13 protein-coding genes, 13 pseudogenes and 1 other annotated feature are annotated in these 17648 nt (G+C 37.8%); of the genes and pseudogenes, 15 read left to right on the top strand and 11 right to left on the bottom strand.

The genetic code is table 11. The features are described 5' to 3' along the window. From NI464_RS14680 to NI464_RS14665, 4 genes and pseudogenes are all read left to right on the top strand, one after another. Nucleotides 1-92 (top strand): annotated as a pseudogene (locus NI464_RS14680) (IS5/IS1182 family transposase); the annotation flags it as partial. Nucleotides 93-149: 57 nt separating this feature from the next. Continuing rightward, nucleotides 150-275: pseudogene (locus NI464_RS14675) on the top strand (IS3 family transposase); the annotation flags it as partial. A 150-nt stretch (nucleotides 276-425) separates the two neighbouring features. Then, on the top strand, nucleotides 426-776 hold the full coding sequence (locus NI464_RS14670; RefSeq protein WP_004281821.1) for a hypothetical protein: 351 nt from the start codon (nucleotides 426-428) through the stop codon (nucleotides 774-776). A gap of 202 nt (nucleotides 777-978) precedes the next feature. Beyond that, nucleotides 979-1947, top strand: a pseudogene (locus NI464_RS14665) (IS481 family transposase). Between the two features lie 118 nt (nucleotides 1948-2065). On the opposite strand, the gene NI464_RS14660 reads toward NI464_RS14665, so the two are convergent. Beyond that, nucleotides 2066-2497 carry a PPC domain-containing protein gene (locus NI464_RS14660; protein ID WP_253139303.1) on the bottom strand — a complete coding sequence of 144 codons (432 nt, stop codon included), beginning with the start codon at nucleotides 2495-2497 and terminating at the stop codon, nucleotides 2066-2068. A gap of 299 nt (nucleotides 2498-2796) precedes the next feature. On the opposite strand from NI464_RS14660, the gene NI464_RS14655 reads away from it, so the two are divergent. The 4 genes and pseudogenes from NI464_RS14655 (at nucleotide 2797) to NI464_RS14640 (ending at nucleotide 5875) form a co-directional block, all read left to right on the top strand. Further along, nucleotides 2797-4002, top strand: coding sequence for a tyrosine-type recombinase/integrase (locus NI464_RS14655; protein WP_253139300.1), 1206 nt, complete (start codon nucleotides 2797-2799; stop codon nucleotides 4000-4002). Between the two features lie 50 nt (nucleotides 4003-4052). Then, nucleotides 4053-4169, top strand: a pseudogene (locus NI464_RS14650) (transposase); the annotation flags it as partial. 9 nt (nucleotides 4170-4178) lie between these two features. Further along, nucleotides 4179-4295 (top strand): annotated as a pseudogene (locus NI464_RS14645) (putative oxygenase MesX); the annotation flags it as partial. A gap of 188 nt (nucleotides 4296-4483) precedes the next feature. Then, nucleotides 4484-5875, top strand: coding sequence for a methylenetetrahydrofolate reductase C-terminal domain-containing protein (locus NI464_RS14640; protein WP_253139297.1), 1392 nt, complete (start codon nucleotides 4484-4486; stop codon nucleotides 5873-5875). Here the strand turns inward: NI464_RS14640 and NI464_RS14635 are convergent. Further along, complete coding sequence (locus NI464_RS14635; RefSeq protein WP_004647714.1) at nucleotides 5872-6540, bottom strand: epoxyqueuosine reductase QueH; 669 nt, start codon at nucleotides 6538-6540, stop codon at nucleotides 5872-5874. The genes NI464_RS14640 and NI464_RS14635 overlap by 4 nt on opposite strands. 239 nt (nucleotides 6541-6779) lie before the next feature. Next, nucleotides 6780-7529 (bottom strand): annotated as a pseudogene (locus NI464_RS14630) (IS5 family transposase). Nucleotides 7530-7592: 63 nt separating this feature from the next. Here NI464_RS14630 and NI464_RS14625 point away from each other — a divergent pair. The 5 genes from NI464_RS14625 (at nucleotide 7593) to NI464_RS14605 (ending at nucleotide 11926) form a co-directional block, all read left to right on the top strand. Continuing rightward, nucleotides 7593-8243, top strand: coding sequence for a hypothetical protein (locus tag NI464_RS14625; protein WP_253139294.1), 651 nt, complete (start codon nucleotides 7593-7595; stop codon nucleotides 8241-8243). 168 nt (nucleotides 8244-8411) lie between these two features. After that, nucleotides 8412-9395: a putative oxygenase MesX gene (locus NI464_RS14620; protein ID WP_004647848.1), complete on the top strand. Its 984-nt coding sequence runs from the start codon at nucleotides 8412-8414 to the stop codon at nucleotides 9393-9395. 51 nt (nucleotides 9396-9446) lie between these two features. Continuing rightward, nucleotides 9447-10490, top strand: coding sequence for a methionine synthase (locus NI464_RS14615; protein ID WP_004281804.1), 1044 nt, complete (start codon nucleotides 9447-9449; stop codon nucleotides 10488-10490). A gap of 97 nt (nucleotides 10491-10587) precedes the next feature. Further along, the gene (locus NI464_RS14610) at nucleotides 10588-11082 is read left to right on the top strand and encodes a flavin reductase (RefSeq protein WP_086044999.1); all 495 of its coding nucleotides are present in this window, start codon (nucleotides 10588-10590) and stop codon (nucleotides 11080-11082) included. 43 nt (nucleotides 11083-11125) lie between these two features. Then, a complete protein-coding gene (locus tag NI464_RS14605) occupies nucleotides 11126-11926 on the top strand; it encodes a sulfite exporter TauE/SafE family protein (RefSeq protein ID WP_086044993.1) in 801 nt (266 codons plus the stop codon). 99 nt (nucleotides 11927-12025) lie between these two features. Here the strand turns inward: NI464_RS14605 and NI464_RS14600 are convergent. After that, nucleotides 12026-12586: pseudogene (locus tag NI464_RS14600) on the bottom strand (IS5 family transposase); the annotation flags it as partial. 45 nt (nucleotides 12587-12631) lie between these two features. On the opposite strand from NI464_RS14600, the pseudogene NI464_RS14595 reads away from it, so the two are divergent. Both NI464_RS14595 and NI464_RS14590 read left to right on the top strand, forming a co-directional pair. Then, a pseudogene (locus NI464_RS14595) lies at nucleotides 12632-13865 on the top strand (IS3 family transposase). Then, nucleotides 12921-13037 (top strand) — a sequence feature (AL1L pseudoknot). Its footprint overlaps the pseudogene before it by 117 nt. 370 nt (nucleotides 13866-14235) lie before the next feature. Continuing rightward, nucleotides 14236-14422, top strand: a pseudogene (locus NI464_RS14590) (transposase); the annotation flags it as partial. Here the strand turns inward: NI464_RS14590 and NI464_RS14585 are convergent. The 7 genes and pseudogenes from NI464_RS14585 to NI464_RS14560 form a co-directional block, all read right to left on the bottom strand. Continuing rightward, nucleotides 14418-14804 (bottom strand): annotated as a pseudogene (locus NI464_RS14585) (IS66 family transposase); the annotation flags it as partial. The pseudogenes NI464_RS14590 and NI464_RS14585 sit on opposite strands and share 5 nt — an antisense overlap. Nucleotides 14805-14957: 153 nt before the next feature. Then, a pseudogene (tnpB, locus tag NI464_RS15995) lies at nucleotides 14958-15133 on the bottom strand (IS66 family insertion sequence element accessory protein TnpB); the annotation flags it as partial. Between the two features lie 65 nt (nucleotides 15134-15198). Further along, nucleotides 15199-15387: a hypothetical protein gene (locus tag NI464_RS14580; protein ID WP_016807214.1), complete on the bottom strand. Its 189-nt coding sequence runs from the start codon at nucleotides 15385-15387 to the stop codon at nucleotides 15199-15201. Nucleotides 15388-15423: 36 nt separating this feature from the next. Continuing rightward, nucleotides 15424-15624 (bottom strand): transposase, encoded by a 201-nt coding sequence (locus NI464_RS14575; RefSeq protein ID WP_004647840.1) that lies wholly within the window; start codon nucleotides 15622-15624, stop codon nucleotides 15424-15426. 546 nt (nucleotides 15625-16170) lie between these two features. Further along, on the bottom strand, nucleotides 16171-16632 hold the full coding sequence (locus NI464_RS14570; RefSeq protein WP_000761345.1) for a DIP1984 family protein: 462 nt from the start codon (nucleotides 16630-16632) through the stop codon (nucleotides 16171-16173). Between the two features lie 197 nt (nucleotides 16633-16829). After that, nucleotides 16830-17194 (bottom strand): annotated as a pseudogene (locus tag NI464_RS14565) (IS3 family transposase); the annotation flags it as partial. Beyond that, a pseudogene (locus NI464_RS14560) lies at nucleotides 17188-17468 on the bottom strand (ISNCY family transposase); the annotation flags it as partial. The pseudogenes NI464_RS14565 and NI464_RS14560, both read right to left, overlap by 7 nt. Nucleotides 17469-17648: the final 180 nt, after the last annotated feature.

The raw sequence follows: 17648 nt of genomic DNA, 5'->3' as shown, positions 1-17648 counted from the left end.
ATATGTTTTGTAGATTAAAGCAATTTAGAGGAATAGCTACTCGATATGACAAGCTCAAAAGAAATTATCAAAGTTCTGTTGCTTTAGCCTGAACCGTACCGGGTTTGTCGGAGACCAACTTTCCTGAGATGAGAAGCATTGCTTCTCAAGCGACATTAAATTGGGTAGATTGGTTCAATAAAAAGCATGTACACAGTGCACTGGGTTATGTATCGCCTTTCGAGTTTGAAGCAATGTACTATGATAAGATTAATCCGTTAGGTCAGGTGGCCTAACTTAAATAAAAAAATCTCCGATAAATCCGGTAAGGTTCAAAATGCGATTTATGGCTGTTTTATGTAAAAAAAAGTAATATTTGTTTTATTGTTAAATTATAACAATTAGTATAAATACACTTATGATTTACAGATGAAAAAGGTAGTTAAATGAAATATTTTTTAAGTTTAACTTTGTTAGTTTTAGCAATGACTGGGTGTACTTCGAGTCCAAAGACTGAAACTTTACAAGATAAGGCTACAAGCAATACTTCAGCTGATACGCAGGTCCTTAAATTTTCTGGTCCGAATGGTTTATTAATTTTTCTGAAATCATCGGATAACTTTGAAACTGCTTTAATGACTGATAACTCAGGCATGGTATATCGTTTAAAGCAAACAGTTGCTGGTAGTGGTATTCGTTTAGCTAATAATAATGGAGTTTCAATTCACTTTAAACGTGGTGAAGGGGTTGTTGAATTTGTAAAAGACCAGCCAATCAGCATTACTGAAGTAAAATAATAAGGTTTAAACTTTAAGAGAACCCCACACCATAATCTGCATACCGAAAGTTGGACACTATTCCTTGAAATGTGGTCAAACATGATCAAGGACTAATTCGCACTCTGTTAATGGGTGAATTCAAACATGAGGTGCGACAGTTTCAAAAGCCTTATGATAATCTGTGTGATTCATAGACATCACTTCAATATAATGGGTGTCTATGAACAGAGAAATTCAACAAAGACTCGTATGGGTTAAATTATTTGAAGAGACCAATAATGCTGGCCTGGTTTGTCGGAGATGTGGCATTTCTAGACCAACTTTACGCAAGTGGTGGAAACGATATTCTGAACAAGGTATTGATGGATTAAGTAGTCATAGTAAATGTCCCTTAAAATCGCCAAATACTAAAATCAATGCTGAGCTAGAAGCTTTAATATTGGAAATGCGCTCAGCTAGAAATCTTGGTGCTCGACGTTTGCAAACCGAATTAATGAGCTGCACGGAGTCTCGTTGTCCTTGGCGACTATCCATAAAGTACTATCCACCCATTAAGTCAAACCGATTAAAAAATTCCGTCGTAAAGTAGATTACATTTGTTATGAACGTCCATTACCAGGCGATAGAATTCAAATGGATACCTGTAAACTGGGTCCTGGACTATATCAGTACACATCTATCGATGACTGCACACGATATCGCGTTTTAAGGATATATAAACGCCGAACAGCTGCGAATACACTCGACTTTTTAACTGTGTAATTGAAGAAATACCTTTTCTCATACAGCGAATACAGACCGATCGTGGACGAGCATTCTTTGCTGAAAAAGTACAGAAAAAATGATGCAGTATGGAATCAAATTTAGGCCAAATAAACCGGGTTCACCTCATCTGAATGGCAAGGTAGAGCGCTCACAAAAGACTGATAAATCTGAGTTCTACGCTACTGTAGATATCGATTCAGAGGAAATTCAGAGCAAACTGGCAGAATGGCAGCATTACTATAACTGGATGAGACCACATTCGGCTTTGAAAGGTAAAACACCGATGGAAAGGTACTTTGAATTATGTGAAGAAACTCCTTTCTTAGATGAAGTCCAGAAGCAATACGACCCCTCAAATGAACGGATTCAACATGCCAATTACAAGATGTATTTAGAGATTGCTAAATTGAAACGATCTCTATGAATTACGTATCTATATCATTTTTATTAATATAAAAACATATATGTAAAAATCACGCCCCGTTTAACTGGCAATAGTTTTTGAACCCTGGTATAAAAGCTTAAAAAAATCTAGCAAGTCTTTATTTAATGTTAATACTCATCCAGTATTGAGGTTTTTTATCTTTTCTTGCCTGTGATCTAGGTTGTAATACTCTAATTTCATACTCACCTGAAGCAGGTAAAATATAAATACCATTATCATCAAGCTCTGGAGAATATTCTCCAAGATTGATGGAGTCTTTTAATTGATTACCCCATAAGTAAGCTTCAACATTTCCTCCAGTCAACTTCACTTTTAACTTTTGCCCTTTTTTAGCATAAAATTTGTAGGAATCATACTTGTATCCATCTATCCTTCCGTAATAATTTGCAGAGTAAGCTTTTTTAGCAAACTTAACTACAATAGTCTTTCGTATATCATTGTTATCATTTGCAAGTACGACAGGGCTAACTATAGTTAAAGTTAGGGCTATCAAAGCGCCAGCTAGTAATTTCGTATTCGCTATTTCCATAAGGTTACCCTAATTCTTGTATCGCTCCTGACATAATAATATAACTAATAAGTAACCATGAATCATAGAGCAGAAATGTGAATAGTCATAACATGGGGTTACACTTCAAATGCCAATTTAAGACTTGCAAAATTAATGGTTAATTAATTGGTTACTAAGGATTAGCCAATCTAAATATAAATTTTATTTAACAATTGCTTATAGAAATATGTGATGCGTATGATACGCATCATATGAATATCGCTTAAATTTGCTATAATTCAATTGAGCAGTGCCATTTGTGGTTAGGTTAAAAATTCATGAGTCTTACTGAAATTAAGGTACGTCAAGCTAAATCAAAGGAAAAAATCTATTTTCTGGCAGATGATGACGGCTTAAGTTTGAAGGTAGAACCAAACGGACGTAAATCTTGGAGTTACCGCTATTCACTTGCAGGGACAAATAAACGTCCTCGCATGAAGTTGGGTGAATATCCTGTAATGTCCTTGAAAGAGGCCAGATCAGTCCGGGATGAATATAAATTTAATAATTATGAAAATAAACCACTGCATAAAAAATACATCAAAACTTTTCAGGATATTTGTGAAGAGTGGTTAGAATTTAAAATTAAAAATTCCTTTGAAGATGAACCACGATGCGGTGTAATTCAGCTCGCAAAAAAATGTTTAGATCAGGATGTTTATCCAAATATTGGACTAATCCCATTTATTGAAATTAAAAGATATGATCTAGTTAAGATTATTAAAAAGATAGAATCTAGAAATGTAAAAGAACCTGTAAAGAAAGCCTATAGTTATTTAAATCAGATTTATGATTATGCGGTAGCGATGGGGTATTGTGAATATAATATTGCACATGGACTTCATAAAATATTAGTCAACAATAAGATTAAGAAAAACTATCCTTATTTGAATTCAGATGAACTATCTAATTTCTTAGCTAAATTAAATCAGATTAATACAGATCCTATTATTAAAAAAGCCCTGTTATTTAAATTATATACAGGCGTCCGTGGTGGAGAATTATTGCTTTGTGAACCACATCACTTCGATCTAGATAAAAAAATATGGAAAATACCAGCCTTACATATTAAACAATATAGAAGAAAGGTTATTTTAGGTCATGATATCCCTGATTTTTTTGTTCCACTATCTGATCAAGCACTTGAAGTTGTGAAATCAGCACTCGTTTGGTCTCATGGCGAGAAATATGTGTTTTCTAGCCCCCGAAATAATAATAAACCTATTCATTTTAATACCCTGAACTTGATTATCAGAAAAATGGGATATACTAAAAATGAATTAACTTCTCATGGGTTACGATCGACATTTAGTACCATATTAAACGAATCCGGTTTATTTCAATCAAATTGGATTGAAGCACAGCTATCTCATACTGATAAAAATAAAACCCGTGCAAGTTATAATCATGCAGAATATTTTAATCAGCGTATGGAAATGATGCAATGGTGGGGCGATTTTATTGATAGTTGTACTGTAAATTAATGGTTATGAAATCCAAGTTTTAATTAGAATAGGCTTTGTTGCACAAACCTATTCACCGCCATAAATCATTATCTAAAATTGCATCTCGTGGTAAAAGCTCAATGGGCCGGTTCTATGGCTATAAATTACATGTTGTGATGAATCAACTTAGAGAAATAGTCTGTTCACAATGATGATTTCTCTTAACTCGTAAAATTTATGACGGTGTTGAACGTGTTCAATTGAATCTTAAGCAAGGTAAATGGACAGAAGATAACTTCATTAAGCCGTATCAAAATATTCTTGAAGAATAGGCATTTCATTTCACATTAGAGCGAGAATCTCATGAGAAAGTTGCCTGATTGAATGTAGTGAATAGATTCATTGCATAATTGTTGACTAAAATTTTCTATATCAGCCTGATTAAGATTAATCGGGCTGATTCTGTTAGGTCGAATATAATAGCGACCTGCTTCAATCATTTTTATTTGAACTTTATTTTATGTCACAGCTTGCTTCCCATTTTAAGCACAATCAGTTTTGTATTTTGTTGGAATATTTAAGTTCTGCTAAAGGCATTGCTGTACCAATGTCTTTAGCAGAATTTCCATGTGCGATCACTTTGGCAGATCGAGTGCATGCCGATAGTGATTTGGCACCACTTGAATGTGCGAAGACATTTCCTTCATCAATGGAAAAAATCATCCATTATTCAGGGAAAGGTCGGGATATTACTGATTTTGAGACCTTCTTAAAATCAACTCAAGCTTCGGGACAGAAAAATTTACTGCTTCTCACAGGTGATAAGTTAAAAGGGCATACAAATGGTCAAGATGGAACGAATCGCACCCGATATTTAGAGTCTGTAAATGCGGTCATGGCCGCAAAGTGTTATGGTGGATTTCACATTGGTGTAGCTTTTAATCCCTTTAAATATGCTGAAGCTGAACGTGATGCACAATATTTAAAACTTCACAAAAAGATTAAAGCAGGAGCAGACTTTATCGTTACCCAGTTGGGTTACGATATGGAGGCTTTAAAACAAGCCAAGGCTTTTTTAAATCGTCATCGATACCCACAAAATATACTTGCTTGTGTTATGCCACTTAGTTTGGCACGTGCCAATTTTATGGTGAAACATAAGGTCGCAGGAATTGTGATTACACCACACATGTTACGAGTGTTGGCTCAGGAAGAACAGGATGGACGAACTGAGAATGCTTATAAACGTTGTGCTATACAAATATTGATGTGTAAATATTTGAGTTTTGCAGGTGTGCATCTTTCAGCATGCCATAAGCCTGAAGAGCAAAAGCTTTTAGAAAAATATATTGAACAATATCGACATTATGGTTTACAGGAACTCGAAGCACTCTGGAATGCACTGTGGCAAGTGAAGACTAAAAATGAACTCGTGCCAGAATTAGCTTATTATTCCCGCCAACTATCCTCTAGCCAGCTTATTAAATATCAGCAATTGCATTTCATGCACAAGGCTCTATTTGAGTCCAAAATTGCCAAAGGTGTGGGGCATTTTATTTTTAAAGCCTCATTCTGGGAAAATGCGCCTGCAGCAAAAGCATTGTTAAAAACTGAATTTATCTCTAAGCAAGGGATCGTGGGTTGTGAAAGTTGTGGTCAATGTAGGTTAGGAGATACTTTATATATTTGCCCTGAAACTTGTCCCAAAGGATTGGCGAATGGTCCTTGTGGTGGTACGACATTGGATCGCTGTGAGTTTGGAGATCGTGAATGCATTCATTCTGTGAAAGCCCGACTTGCCAAAGCCGTGGGACAGACTGACGTTCTAAAAGAAAAACTGATTCCAACTGTACCCATTGAAGTCCGTGGAACCAGTTCCTGGAAAAATTGGTATCTGGCGACTGAAGCTTAGCTTTCATCATCCATGGCATTCGAATAAAATTTCACGCCCAATTTGATGCGATCACGACCTTGGCTCATACGCCAACGGTTGGTATCACGTAAGGAGTATACACAGCCACAATATTCTTGTTGGTAGAATTCTTCCTTCTTGCTGATTTCAAGCATACGAACAGCACCACCATTTTTACGCCAGTTGTAGTCCCAATAGGTGATACCTTCATAATGTGAAGCAGAACGATGCCCACAATCATTGATCTGCTTCATATCTTTCCAACGAGAGATACCCAATGAGCTACTAATTAGGCTGAAGCCATTTTCAGCTGCATAAAGGGCAGTGCGTTCAAAGCGCATATCAAAACACATGGTACAGCGAATACCTTTCTCTGGCTCATTTTCCATGCCTTTGGCACGTGCAAACCAATTGTCTGTATCGTAATCACAGTCAATAAAAGGAATATTATGTTTTTCTGCAAAGCGAATATTTTCTTCCTTACGGATTTCATATTCCTTGACAGGGTGAATATTGGGATTATAAAAAAAGATCGAAAAGTCGATGCCTGATTCAATTAGGGTTTCCATCACTTCACCCGAGCATGGTGCACAGCAGGAGTGAAGCAGAAGCTTGTCGTGACCTGCTGGGAGAGTCAATTTCTGACGTTCAAGTTTGTTTGACATAGTTATATGGGTTTAAATCTAAACCCTATATTTTAACGATTTAATTAGATAGTAAGGATTTGATATACTGATATTTTCTAAGGTTAAGATGAAAGAAATTCACTAATTGAAATTTAATAAGAACTAAAGTATATAAGAGAATAACTACAATAATGCTTTGGAAGCAGAACATTGCAAGTTAATCAAGAGTCATTGAATGAAGCTTTAAAATTAAGTGAAGAAATTATTAGGGCGTGTCCTCATTTGGCTTTGCACCAAATAAATATGCAGGCTATACGCATAGATTTATAATTGCGTGCTAGTTTATCAAATCGAGTTTGCAATAGCACGGAAATGTTTTGATCTCGCAAAAGCGTTTTCAACTAAATATCTTAATTTATATAGATATTTACCAAATTCTTTATCCGATCTCTTACTGTTTGATCTCAATGGAATAATAGGAATCATATTCTTGTTCTTAGCACATATTCGAATGTGCTCAGCATCATATCCCTTGTCAGCAATGAGATATGTTGCCTCGCCTACAATATCAATCAGTTGTTTTGCAACTTGACTGTCGTGGACGTCACCCCCAGTGATTTTAAAATCAATCGGTAATCCATTCGCGTCGGTTGCAAGATGTATTTTTGTTGTTTGTCCACCGCGTGATTGTCCAATTGCTCTTTCGAAACCATACCGAGCTCCACTTGCATGTTGATGCACGCGTATGTAGCTTCCGTCAATGAATACCCATTCTTGATCCAAGACGCCTCGTAATCTAAAAAAAATTTATCCCATAATCCCTTACTTGCCCAGCGATTAAAGCGATTGTAAGCAGTTTGCCAAGGGCAAAATTCTTGAGGAATATCGCGCCATGTGGCGCCTGTGCGCAGTTTCCATAAGATGGCTTCCATGATATTTCTACTGTTTTTTGAACAGTAACAACCATGTAATCGCATAGTATCTTGAATTTGCTGCCAGATATCATCGGTAAGAAGAGTACGTGCCATTGAAAATATAGAAATAAAAATAACTCAAAGGAGGATTTTAAGTATTTAAAACCAATTCTTCAAATGAGGACACGCCCTAGTAATTTTTTAGAAAGAAAGAGTTTAAGAGATGGTATTAGCACGAACTCTCAATTTCTAATTAAACGACAAGCTTTTGTATACGAATATGTGTCTAATAAATATTATGAGCTAAAATATTCAAAAATTACGTCAGATATTTTTTCTAGAACAAGAAAGTTTGTAGACGGAAAAATTGGAGATTTAGTACCATTATCAGCGCAAAAATTTGCATCTGTTTATGAAAATTTAACGTCCGAAAATTCAGAGGATTGGTCAAATGCTGTTCATAGTTGTAGGCAAATATTTCAAGATACTGCTGATGTGATTTATCCTGCTAGAGAGGATAAGACTATTAATTTAGACAATGGTAAAACTAAAATTATTAAATTAGGTGTGGATAATTATATAAATCGAATTATTGCATATGTTGATGAGCAGTCAGACTCTAAAAGATTTGAGGAAATCGTTGGTTCACAGATGAAATATTTGGGCGAGCGGTTAGATGCTATTTTCAAAGCTGCTCAGAAAGGTTCTCATGATATTATTACTTCTAGGCAAGAAGCTGATCGTTATGTTAACTTGATAGTTGGAGATTTATTATCTTTGGTAGAGTTGCAAAAAACATTATCAATTTCAGATAAAGATTTTAGATAGCCGCTTAACTTACTGAATAACTAAAAATCCTCAGAATCTTTAATTTATTAAGATGAGTATTTCTCATCTTAAGCTGAATTTATATCGTTTTACTCACTTTCTTATTCACGTTTAAATACAGCCATTCAGAAATTTAGCTTTTTATAAAATTTTTAGGTGGCAATCTCCATGAGTACAGCATTTGAGTGTTCAATTAAACGTATCCGTTTTGATGAGAATTATACACCAGCAGAAAGCACACGTTTAACCACAAACTTTGCCAATTTGGCACGTGGGGAAAGCCGTGAAGAAAACTTGCGTCGTACCCTTGCGATGATCAACAACCGTTTTAATAGCTTGGCAACCGTTGATAACCCGAAAGGTGATCGCTATTCACTTGAGATTGACATCATTTCTGCTGAAATTGATATCGAAGGTAATGGTCAAACTTTCCCATTTATTGAAACACTGAAAAGTGTAGTGATTGACCATAAAACAGGGGAGCGTATTGAAGGCATGATCGGCAATAGCTTCTCATCTTATGTGCGTGATTACGACTTCAGCGTAGTATTGCCTCAATTGGGTTGTGGTGTAGGTGAAAAACCTGAAGATTTTGGAGATCTACATGGTAAATTGTATCAACATTTGGTGAATTCAGATGTATTTAAGGCAGAATTTACCAAGCCACCTGTGATTTGTTTAAGTGTTTCAACCTCTAAAACCTATTACCGTACGGCAAACGTACATCCTATTTTAGGTGAGGAATATACCAATGATGAATATTCACGTACCGATGAATATTTCGCCAAAATGGGCTTACGTGTACGTTACTTCAAACCAGAAGGTGGTAATGCACCATTAGCATTCTATTTCGCTGGCGACTTAGTCCGTGATTATACTGATTTTGAATTGATCAGCGCGATTGCAACCATGGAAAGCTTCCAAAAAATTTATCGTCCTGAAATTTACAACACCAACTCTCCGGCAGGTGTGGAGTATCAACCAAGCTTGAGCTATGGCGATTACTCACTGACACGTATCGTTTATGACCGTGTTGAACGTGGTGAGTTAGCGGTTAAGCAAGGTAAATGGACAGAAGAAAACTTCATCAAACCATATCAAGATATTTTAAATGAATGGGCAGCAAACTTTAAGGTCGAAACAGCTGCTTAAGACATCGAATTGACACACAGACTGACGAATTTTAGAGAAAGAAGATTAGACATGGCGCTTACACAACCGAAACTTTTACTCCCAACTTCAACTGCGGGTAGCTTGCCAAAACCGTCTTGGTTAGCTGAACCTGAAAAATTATGGTCTGCATGGAAGCTTGAAGGCGAAGAATTATTAGAAGCTAAACGTGATGCTTTGAAATTATCATTACATGAGCAAGTCACTGCAGGTATCGATATCGTGAGTGATGGTGAGCAAACCCGTCAGCACTTTGTAACCACGTTTATTGAACATCTTGAAGGTGTAGATTTCGAAAAGCGTGAAACCATGCGTATTCGTAATCGTTATGATGCAAGTGTACCTTCAGTTGTGGGTGAAGTTTCTCGTAAAAAAGCAGTGTTTGTAGACGATGCGAAATTTTTACGCAGCCAAACCAGTCAGCCAATTAAATGGGCGTTGCCTGGTCCAATGACCATGATTGATACACTTTTTGACGGACACTACAAGAGCCGTGAAAAACTGGCTTGGGAATTTGCCAAAATTTTGAACCAAGAAGCTTTAGAACTTGAAGCAGCAGGCGTAGACATTATTCAATTTGATGAACCTGCGTTTAACGTATTCTTTGATGAAGTGAATGACTGGGGTGTACCAACCTTAGAACGTGCACTTGAAGGTCTAAAATGTGAAACTGCAGTTCATATTTGCTATGGTTACGGCATTAAAGCCAATACAGATTGGAAACAAACTTTAGGTAATGAATGGCGTCAATACGAAGAGTCATTCCCGAAACTACAACAATCTAAGCTCGATATTATTTCACTTGAATGCCAAAACTCACGTGTACCAATGGATTTAATCGAATTGATCCGTGGTAAGAAAGTGATGGTGGGTGCAATTGATGTGGCAACCACTCAAGTGGAAACTGCAGAGGAAGTAGCAAATACGCTACGCAAAGCATTGCAATTTGTTGATGCAGATAAACTGTATCCTTCAACTAACTGTGGTATGACACCGCTATCTCGCCAAGTGGCACGTGGCAAACTTGAAGCTTTAAGCGCAGGTGCTGCCATTGTTCGTAAAGAGCTAGAAGCTTAATCAAACGTAGTCTCGTGCGAAGCAGAACAAATCATCGCAAGGTCATTTGTCCAGCTTTATGCACGAGCACGTGATATGTACATTTGAGATGAAAGAGATGATTGAAGCAACAGACTTTAGAAATGCAATGTCTTTACTCACCACAGCAGTGAATGTTATTACGACTTCGGGTGAAACAGGTATGCATGGATTTACTGCATCTGCCGTATGTAGCGTGACGGATACACCGCCAACGTTATTAGTCTGTATGAATCAATCCTCCCGTTCACATGCCTATTTTTTTGAAAATAAAGTCTTGGCGGTCAATGTGCTGAGTACACAGCATGAGCAAATTTCTAACGCATTTGCTTCAAGTAAGTTTAGCTCAGAAGATCGTTTCAAACTAGGTGATTGGAGCACGTTAGAAACAAGCTCGCCGATTTTGGAAGATGCATTAGTCAGTTTTGATTGTCAGATTGAGAACATTCAACAAGTCGGTACACATAGTATTTTTTTATGCCGTGTACTTGCAGTAAAGCAAAGCGATCAAGAAGAAAGCTTGGTGTACTTTAATCGTGCTTATCATCAAGTGGGTCAATTGGAACACGTTTAACCCAATGCCTTAATTCCTTCATCTTTTTAAAAGTTAGTCTATTGTGGAACTTATCACCTTTTTAGTCATCGGCGCTTTTGCTGGTTTTGCAGCAGGGCTGTTTGGTGTCGGCGGTGGTACGATTATTGTACCACTGCTTTTTATTGTCTTTACTCAAATGGGTTATGACCCTGATGTTGTTATGCATCTCGCATTAGGTACATCTTTAGCAACAATCGTTGTCACTTCAATCAGCTCATTAATGGCACATCATAAAAATGGCGCTGTGCTATGGCCTGTATTTAAAAATCTAGCTCCACCAATGGCGATTGGTTGTTTTTTTGGGGCAGGTATTGCTGGTTTGATATCAGGGTTACATCTACAAATCATTGTTGGCTTATTTCTGATTTGGGTCGCATATACGATGCTTACAGATGCTAAAACAGCAATTAATTCAACGCAAACTTTACCGTCGTCAGGTCAACAAGTTGCTGCTGGTAGTGTCATTGGGATTGCATCAGCAATTTTTGGAATAGGTGGTGGAAGTCTGACGGTTCCGTACCTGAATCGCTATGGTGTGGTCATGCAGAAGGCGGTTGGAACATCTGCGGCATGTGGATTCCCCATTGCTGTCGCTGGTGCATTAGGTTTTATTATTTTTGGTATAAATGCTGAGATTAATGTATCTAATACCATTGGTTACGTGCATATTTATGCATTTATTGGCATTAGCATCATGAGTTTCATTACGGCTAAGTTTGGTGCGAAGGCGGCACATGCTTTATCGCCAGCAATGTTAAAGAAATGCTTTGCAGTTTTATTGGTCATTGTAGCAAGCTTCTTCCTTGTGAAGGGATTAATTTAATATTGGACTTCGCATAAGAGATTTTATGCTAAATGTAATTTTAAAGGGCTTTGTTGCACAAAGATTTAAAAGACAACACTCTGCTCATTTGAACAGAATTCAAGTGACAACTTGGGTATGAGGACGACCTAATTCTGTAAATTTGTTCAATACGGCTATGCGTGCATGAATCTCATTCACCTGACTAGAAAAACTCCTTGCTGTTAATTTATCACCTAATAGTTTGATGCAATGCATCTTGGTTTCAACTAAACTTCGACGATGATAACCAGACCATTTTTTCCAAAGCGTTCTTCCTAAACGTTTAACTGTTTTCAGTAACTCATTCCGCTCTAAAGATCTCAATTTCTGATCTTTCCATGGGTTTGCATTTTTTCTTGGCGGAATGACCGCATGTGCATCTCGATCTAGAATGACTTGTCTGCAGTGCTTCGTGTCATAAGCACCATCGGTATAGACCGAATCAATTCGTTCATCTAAGGGAATTTGAGCAAGTAAATCACCGAGTACTTGCGAATCGCTCACATTATTTGTGGTAAGCTGTACTGCACGTATTTGCAAGGTTTCAGCATCGATGCCAATATGAAGCTTACGCCATTGGCGACGATATTCAGGTCCATGTTTCTTACGTTTCCACTCACCTTCACCTAGAAACTGAACCGTACCGGGTTTGTCGGAGAGTCAATATTCTGAGAGACTATCCCGATGACAAAATTAAAATATACCCCTGAAATCAGAGAAAGAGCGGTTCAATTATTGATTGAATCCGAGAAAGATTATCCATCGAATTGGGCTGCGATCACAGCTATTGCTCCCTGAGCAGTATACTGCGCAAGGGTTGTACTCCTGAAACACTACGTGTTTGGTATCAAAAATATTTAGATAAACAAAATCCAGTTAAAGTACAGCAGCTTTCAGACCAAGAACGTATCAAACAACTGGAACGCGAAAATAAAGAACTGCAACGTGCGAATGAAATTCTACGTAAAGCAGCCGCTTTTTTCGCCCAGGCGGAGCTCGACCGCCCACACAAATAATGGTGGATTTCATCCATAACAATAAAGACTTATATGGTGTTGATGCGATTTGTAGGATTTTACCGATCGCAGCTTCAACCTATTACCGGACTCTAGATCTCTGCGAAAATCCAGAACATCGAGCAAAGCGAGATTTACATGACTTGCATCATGCTGAGGAGATTAAACGAATTTGGAAGGAAAGTTCAGGTCGGTATGGTGTACGTAAAGTCTGGCAAAAACTGAAACGTGAAGGCTATATTATTGCACGCTGTACTGTTGCTCGATTAATGAAAAAGCTAGGTATACAAGGTGTTTGGCGAGGTAAGAACAAACAAACCACCCGTAGCCGAGATGATCAAAAACGAGCGAATGATTTAGTGAAACGTAATTTTAGTGCTGATCATCCAGATCAGCTGTGGGTCAGTGACTTTACGTATATTCAAACCAAGTCAGGTTGGGTCTATACCGCATTTATTATTGATGTGTTTTCACGAGCAATTGTTGGATGGAAAGTATCAACACGTATGAATACAGATATGGTGCTTGATGCATTAGAACAAGCTTTGCATGATCGAGGTATGCCAAAGAATATAATTCATCATTCCGATAGAGGTGTGCAATATCTTTCCATTCGCTATACCAATCGTCTAGAAGCAGCAAATTTACGAGCGTCAGTCGGTACAACTGGTGATTCATACGATAATGCTTTGGCTGAAACAGTGAATGGCTTATACAAAACAGAGGTGATTGAATATTTAAAAGCAGATTGGCAAGGTTTAGCGGATGTACAACTTGCGACACTCAACTGGGTAGATTGGTTCAATAAAGAGCGTGTACACAGTGCATTGGGTTACAAGTCGCCTTTTGAGTTTGAAGCAATGTACTATGATAAGATTAACCCGTTAGGTCAGGTGGCCTAACTTAAATAAAAAAGTCTCCGACAAACCCGGTACGGTTCAAAGTGCAAGTGCAATTCCGCAGTTTATTGAACTTTTAGCTAAGCAGTCTGACTCTTACTATACTCTAGATACTAATAGAGTATAAAGTCTATGCTATACAGAATGATAAATTCTGTATAGCTAAATCTAAAAAATATAGATTAGACCTCTTGCGAAAGTATCGTTTTACCTAATTTTTGAATTGGCTAAAACCTTATAATATGTAGCTTTTGGCTGTTTAAATTTTAAATTTTGACTAACGCAAGACGTCTATTTTTATAAATATTTTTTTATTCTTAGGGCGTGTCATCAATTAGCTTGAGAAAATCTTACCGGTCCTCATAATTTTTTCATGACTAAACGCTATGCATTAAAAGATGATCAGTGGGAACAGGTTAAAGATCTGTTACCTGGACGAATGGGTACTGTTGGAGTAACGGCCAAAGATAACCGACTATTTGTTGAAGCGCTATCGTTCAGGTATCCCGTGGCGAGACTTATTCGAACGCTTTGGTGATTTTAGAGTCGTGCATACTCGCTTTTCTGCGCAGCTGTATTCATTTTATCTGCATTCAGTCGTTCCAGTTCCAGGTCAACCGCAGCAATATCTTCTTCAACCGCTTCGTCCCATAGGTGGATTTGTTTTGCGGTGAGATGTTCATTTTTACTACCGAATTTATACTGTTTAAATAGCGCAAGTTCATGCTCGTATTTTTGAGTGAGAACAGAGAGATGTTGGTTGCATGCTTCAAGATGTTGAACTTTGGCATCCAATTGCTGATTTGATACTTCAAGATGCTGAACTTTGGTATCTAATTGTTGTTTATCTTCTGCGAGTTGTTGATGCTGCAGCGCTAGCTGTCTGGTAAATTCCAGCAGTTGTTCATGGGTCAGTTGGCTTAAGTCAGGCAGCATTTTAATGACCGCAGTATGCCTGAGGTCATGACGCAGAGGAAATAGAACGTTTGGAGAATAGCAGAATGTACCAAGCTGGTTTAGAGCATCGTCACCACCAATGCGCTGCCAATGCAAACCCTGGATCAGTGACTGTAACTGTTCCAGACTGATCGCCATGCTTTCACCCTGGTGAACCTGCGCCCAGTGGAATTTTCCCTGTTCCAGCCGCCGGGCACACAGCCAGATCCCCGTCCATCATGCACCAGCACTTTCATGCGATGGCCACGTTTATTACAGAACAGGTAAGCGCAATGCGGTTTGATCGAGCCAAAGGCTCTCAACACCTTAGCCATGGCAGTATCCATACCCGCACGCATGTCCATGGGCTGGGTAGACAACCAGATTTCATCAATACGGATCATTGAGTCAAACCCTGGATCAGCAACAGTAATTCAGTTACTGACTCCACTGGCCAGTCGATCTCGATCATCTGATCCCTTGCGGAACTTTGTTCCTTATGCAATGGAATCCTGATATGAGCGACAGCATTCTTCTCCGGCACAGGTGGCGGAGGTGCGTCTTGTTTGACTGGAGTCGGGTGAAGCATGACCGGAAGAAAGTCAGTCTGTGGAATGGAGGGGGGTTAATGCAGGGGCATTGATCTGGACTGACGAATCCATTTATGCAACAGATTGGCATTGATCTGATGTTGCATTGCGACCTTAGCCACTGATGTATCTGGCTGCTGGCATTGCTGAATAAGTTGATGTTTAAATTCAGCCGTGAAGGTTCGACGGGGCTTTTTTAGCATTGGTGTGCTGTCTATAACTGTCTTTAAATCCATAAATAGGTGTCCACTTAAAATTTAGTGGACACTATTGTGGTATTCATGAGTGAGAAAAAGTGGGGCTCAGCGGACGCTTACTTTCATCTTGAGAGAGTTGGGTGTATTTCTTCATTGCGTGCTTTCCAATTGCGAGTTGAAAAAGTCTAATGATTCTACGAATACACCTAAATTTTTCAACTAACTACAAATGTGTCGCACTTGTGATTTGAATCTGCTGTTTTCAAAATCTGTTTTTCAGCTCGTTATGCAACAAAGCCGAACCGAATTAAAAATAGAAATGTAGTTGAGCTGATGCTTGCTCATTTCTTTATTTTTAGTAATTGAGGTGAACATACTGTCAGTACATGGTAGTTATAAGTAACGTGTAACTTTGTTCGCACAAAGATTTGAGTTATGCCAAGTGATGGATTGATTTGTACTTAAAATTTTAAGCTTATCCACTTGCTTTGCAAGCCACTACACTTTATTTACAATCCTATGTTGTGGAAGTAAGGGATCTTGTACTCGCCCAGTATGTTCAACTTGATTATATCTAAAGGACTATTAGGCTTCAATCAAATCAATTTTCCAATTATTCGACTGAATTAACACATTTAAATCACGTAATTTAAGACTAATATCATCAGCTTGTTTTTGTAATGATGAAACTGGAATAACTTTATGCCACTTTATTTCCCGCGTACTATAACGATCAGATTCACGAGATGTATTACTTATTGCTGCAGTTAGGGTTTTGTGCTGTTCTACAAATTCATCACGCAAAGTCAATAAAGCAAGTAGAGAACGACCATCATTTAATTTTGTTAAAGCATTAGTTTCATGAATTGCATAACTTAATTTTTGAAATTCTTGAATTAAAGAAAATACTTGTTTCAATAGTTCATTTGGATCTTCAGATGGTTGATCACCATCTTGTACCAATACATTTGCATTGATACGTTGTTTTAGTGAAATAATTTTTTTTTGTTGATCACTTCGAAGTAAGAGAGCTTCTGCTAATTTCATTTTTCACCTATTAACCAATTAGAATTAAGTTTTAAGCAGCTAAGTAATTTTACAAATACTATATCCTCATTCTTTAAAGATCAAAAAAATTGATTTTTTACAATTTTCAGAGGTAGAAGTCTTATATTTTGTCATTAGTCGAAGCTCAGAATTAAGCTAAAGGCCTTTTTTTCAGATGCAGAATCCTTTATCTGATCCTAGACAGTATTATGGACATTCGATCCCTCTAAATTCTTACAATATTTTTGTTCAAAGGCTTCAGGACTTAACCAGCCATTTGCAGAATGTATTCTGATTCGATTGTAATAAATCTCGATATAGTCGAACAGGACAGCATTCGCTTCTTTTCGAGTGGCAAACACACTACCATGGATTACATGACCTTTCAATGTATGAAAGAAGCTTTCAGTCACTGCATTGTCCCAACATGAGCAGTGTACTGCGCAAGACTGCCTGACATACTTTGAATAAAGTTATTCGTCAATAATAGCGCTCTAAAAGCACGACTACAGTACTGACTGCCTTGGTCAGAATGAACCATAACTCCTGTTGAATAAGCTTTTCATGCGCCAAGGTTGGTCCGAAACCATGCAGTTGATCAGAAACCATATGAGGCACTTGAGTCTGAGTTCTTCAGAAAGCCTGGAATTGCTGGTTTGGCCACGACCCGTATGGGCTAATACAGCTGGACCTTGAACTTTGTATTTCTGCAGTAAGCGTCTGACCTGACATTCTGAAATATGAAGTAGAAGTAGCTGAGCAGCCTGGGATTGAGTTATGCGTTGATCGCAGATTTCCTGCAAGACCGACAATCGTTTAAGTTCTTTATCCGACATAGACACCAACATATCAAACCGTCCGCTAAGGAAATTGCAAAAGTGCACATTCTAAAAGCGGACATTTCTATTTTGGGCTTACAACACTGTGTTATTCACCAATTAAAATGTCTATGCGATAAACCATTTAAAATGTCCTGTTTTTAACCACAAGAGTCAAGCACAGGATTTAACTTTCTT

The organism is Acinetobacter lwoffii, from assembly GCF_024129685.1.
In the GTDB taxonomy this organism is placed as follows: Bacteria; Pseudomonadota; Gammaproteobacteria; order Pseudomonadales; family Moraxellaceae; genus Acinetobacter; species Acinetobacter lwoffii_X.
The sequence above is the reverse complement of the archived record's forward strand: the minus strand, read 5'-3'. Positions and strand labels throughout refer to the sequence as shown.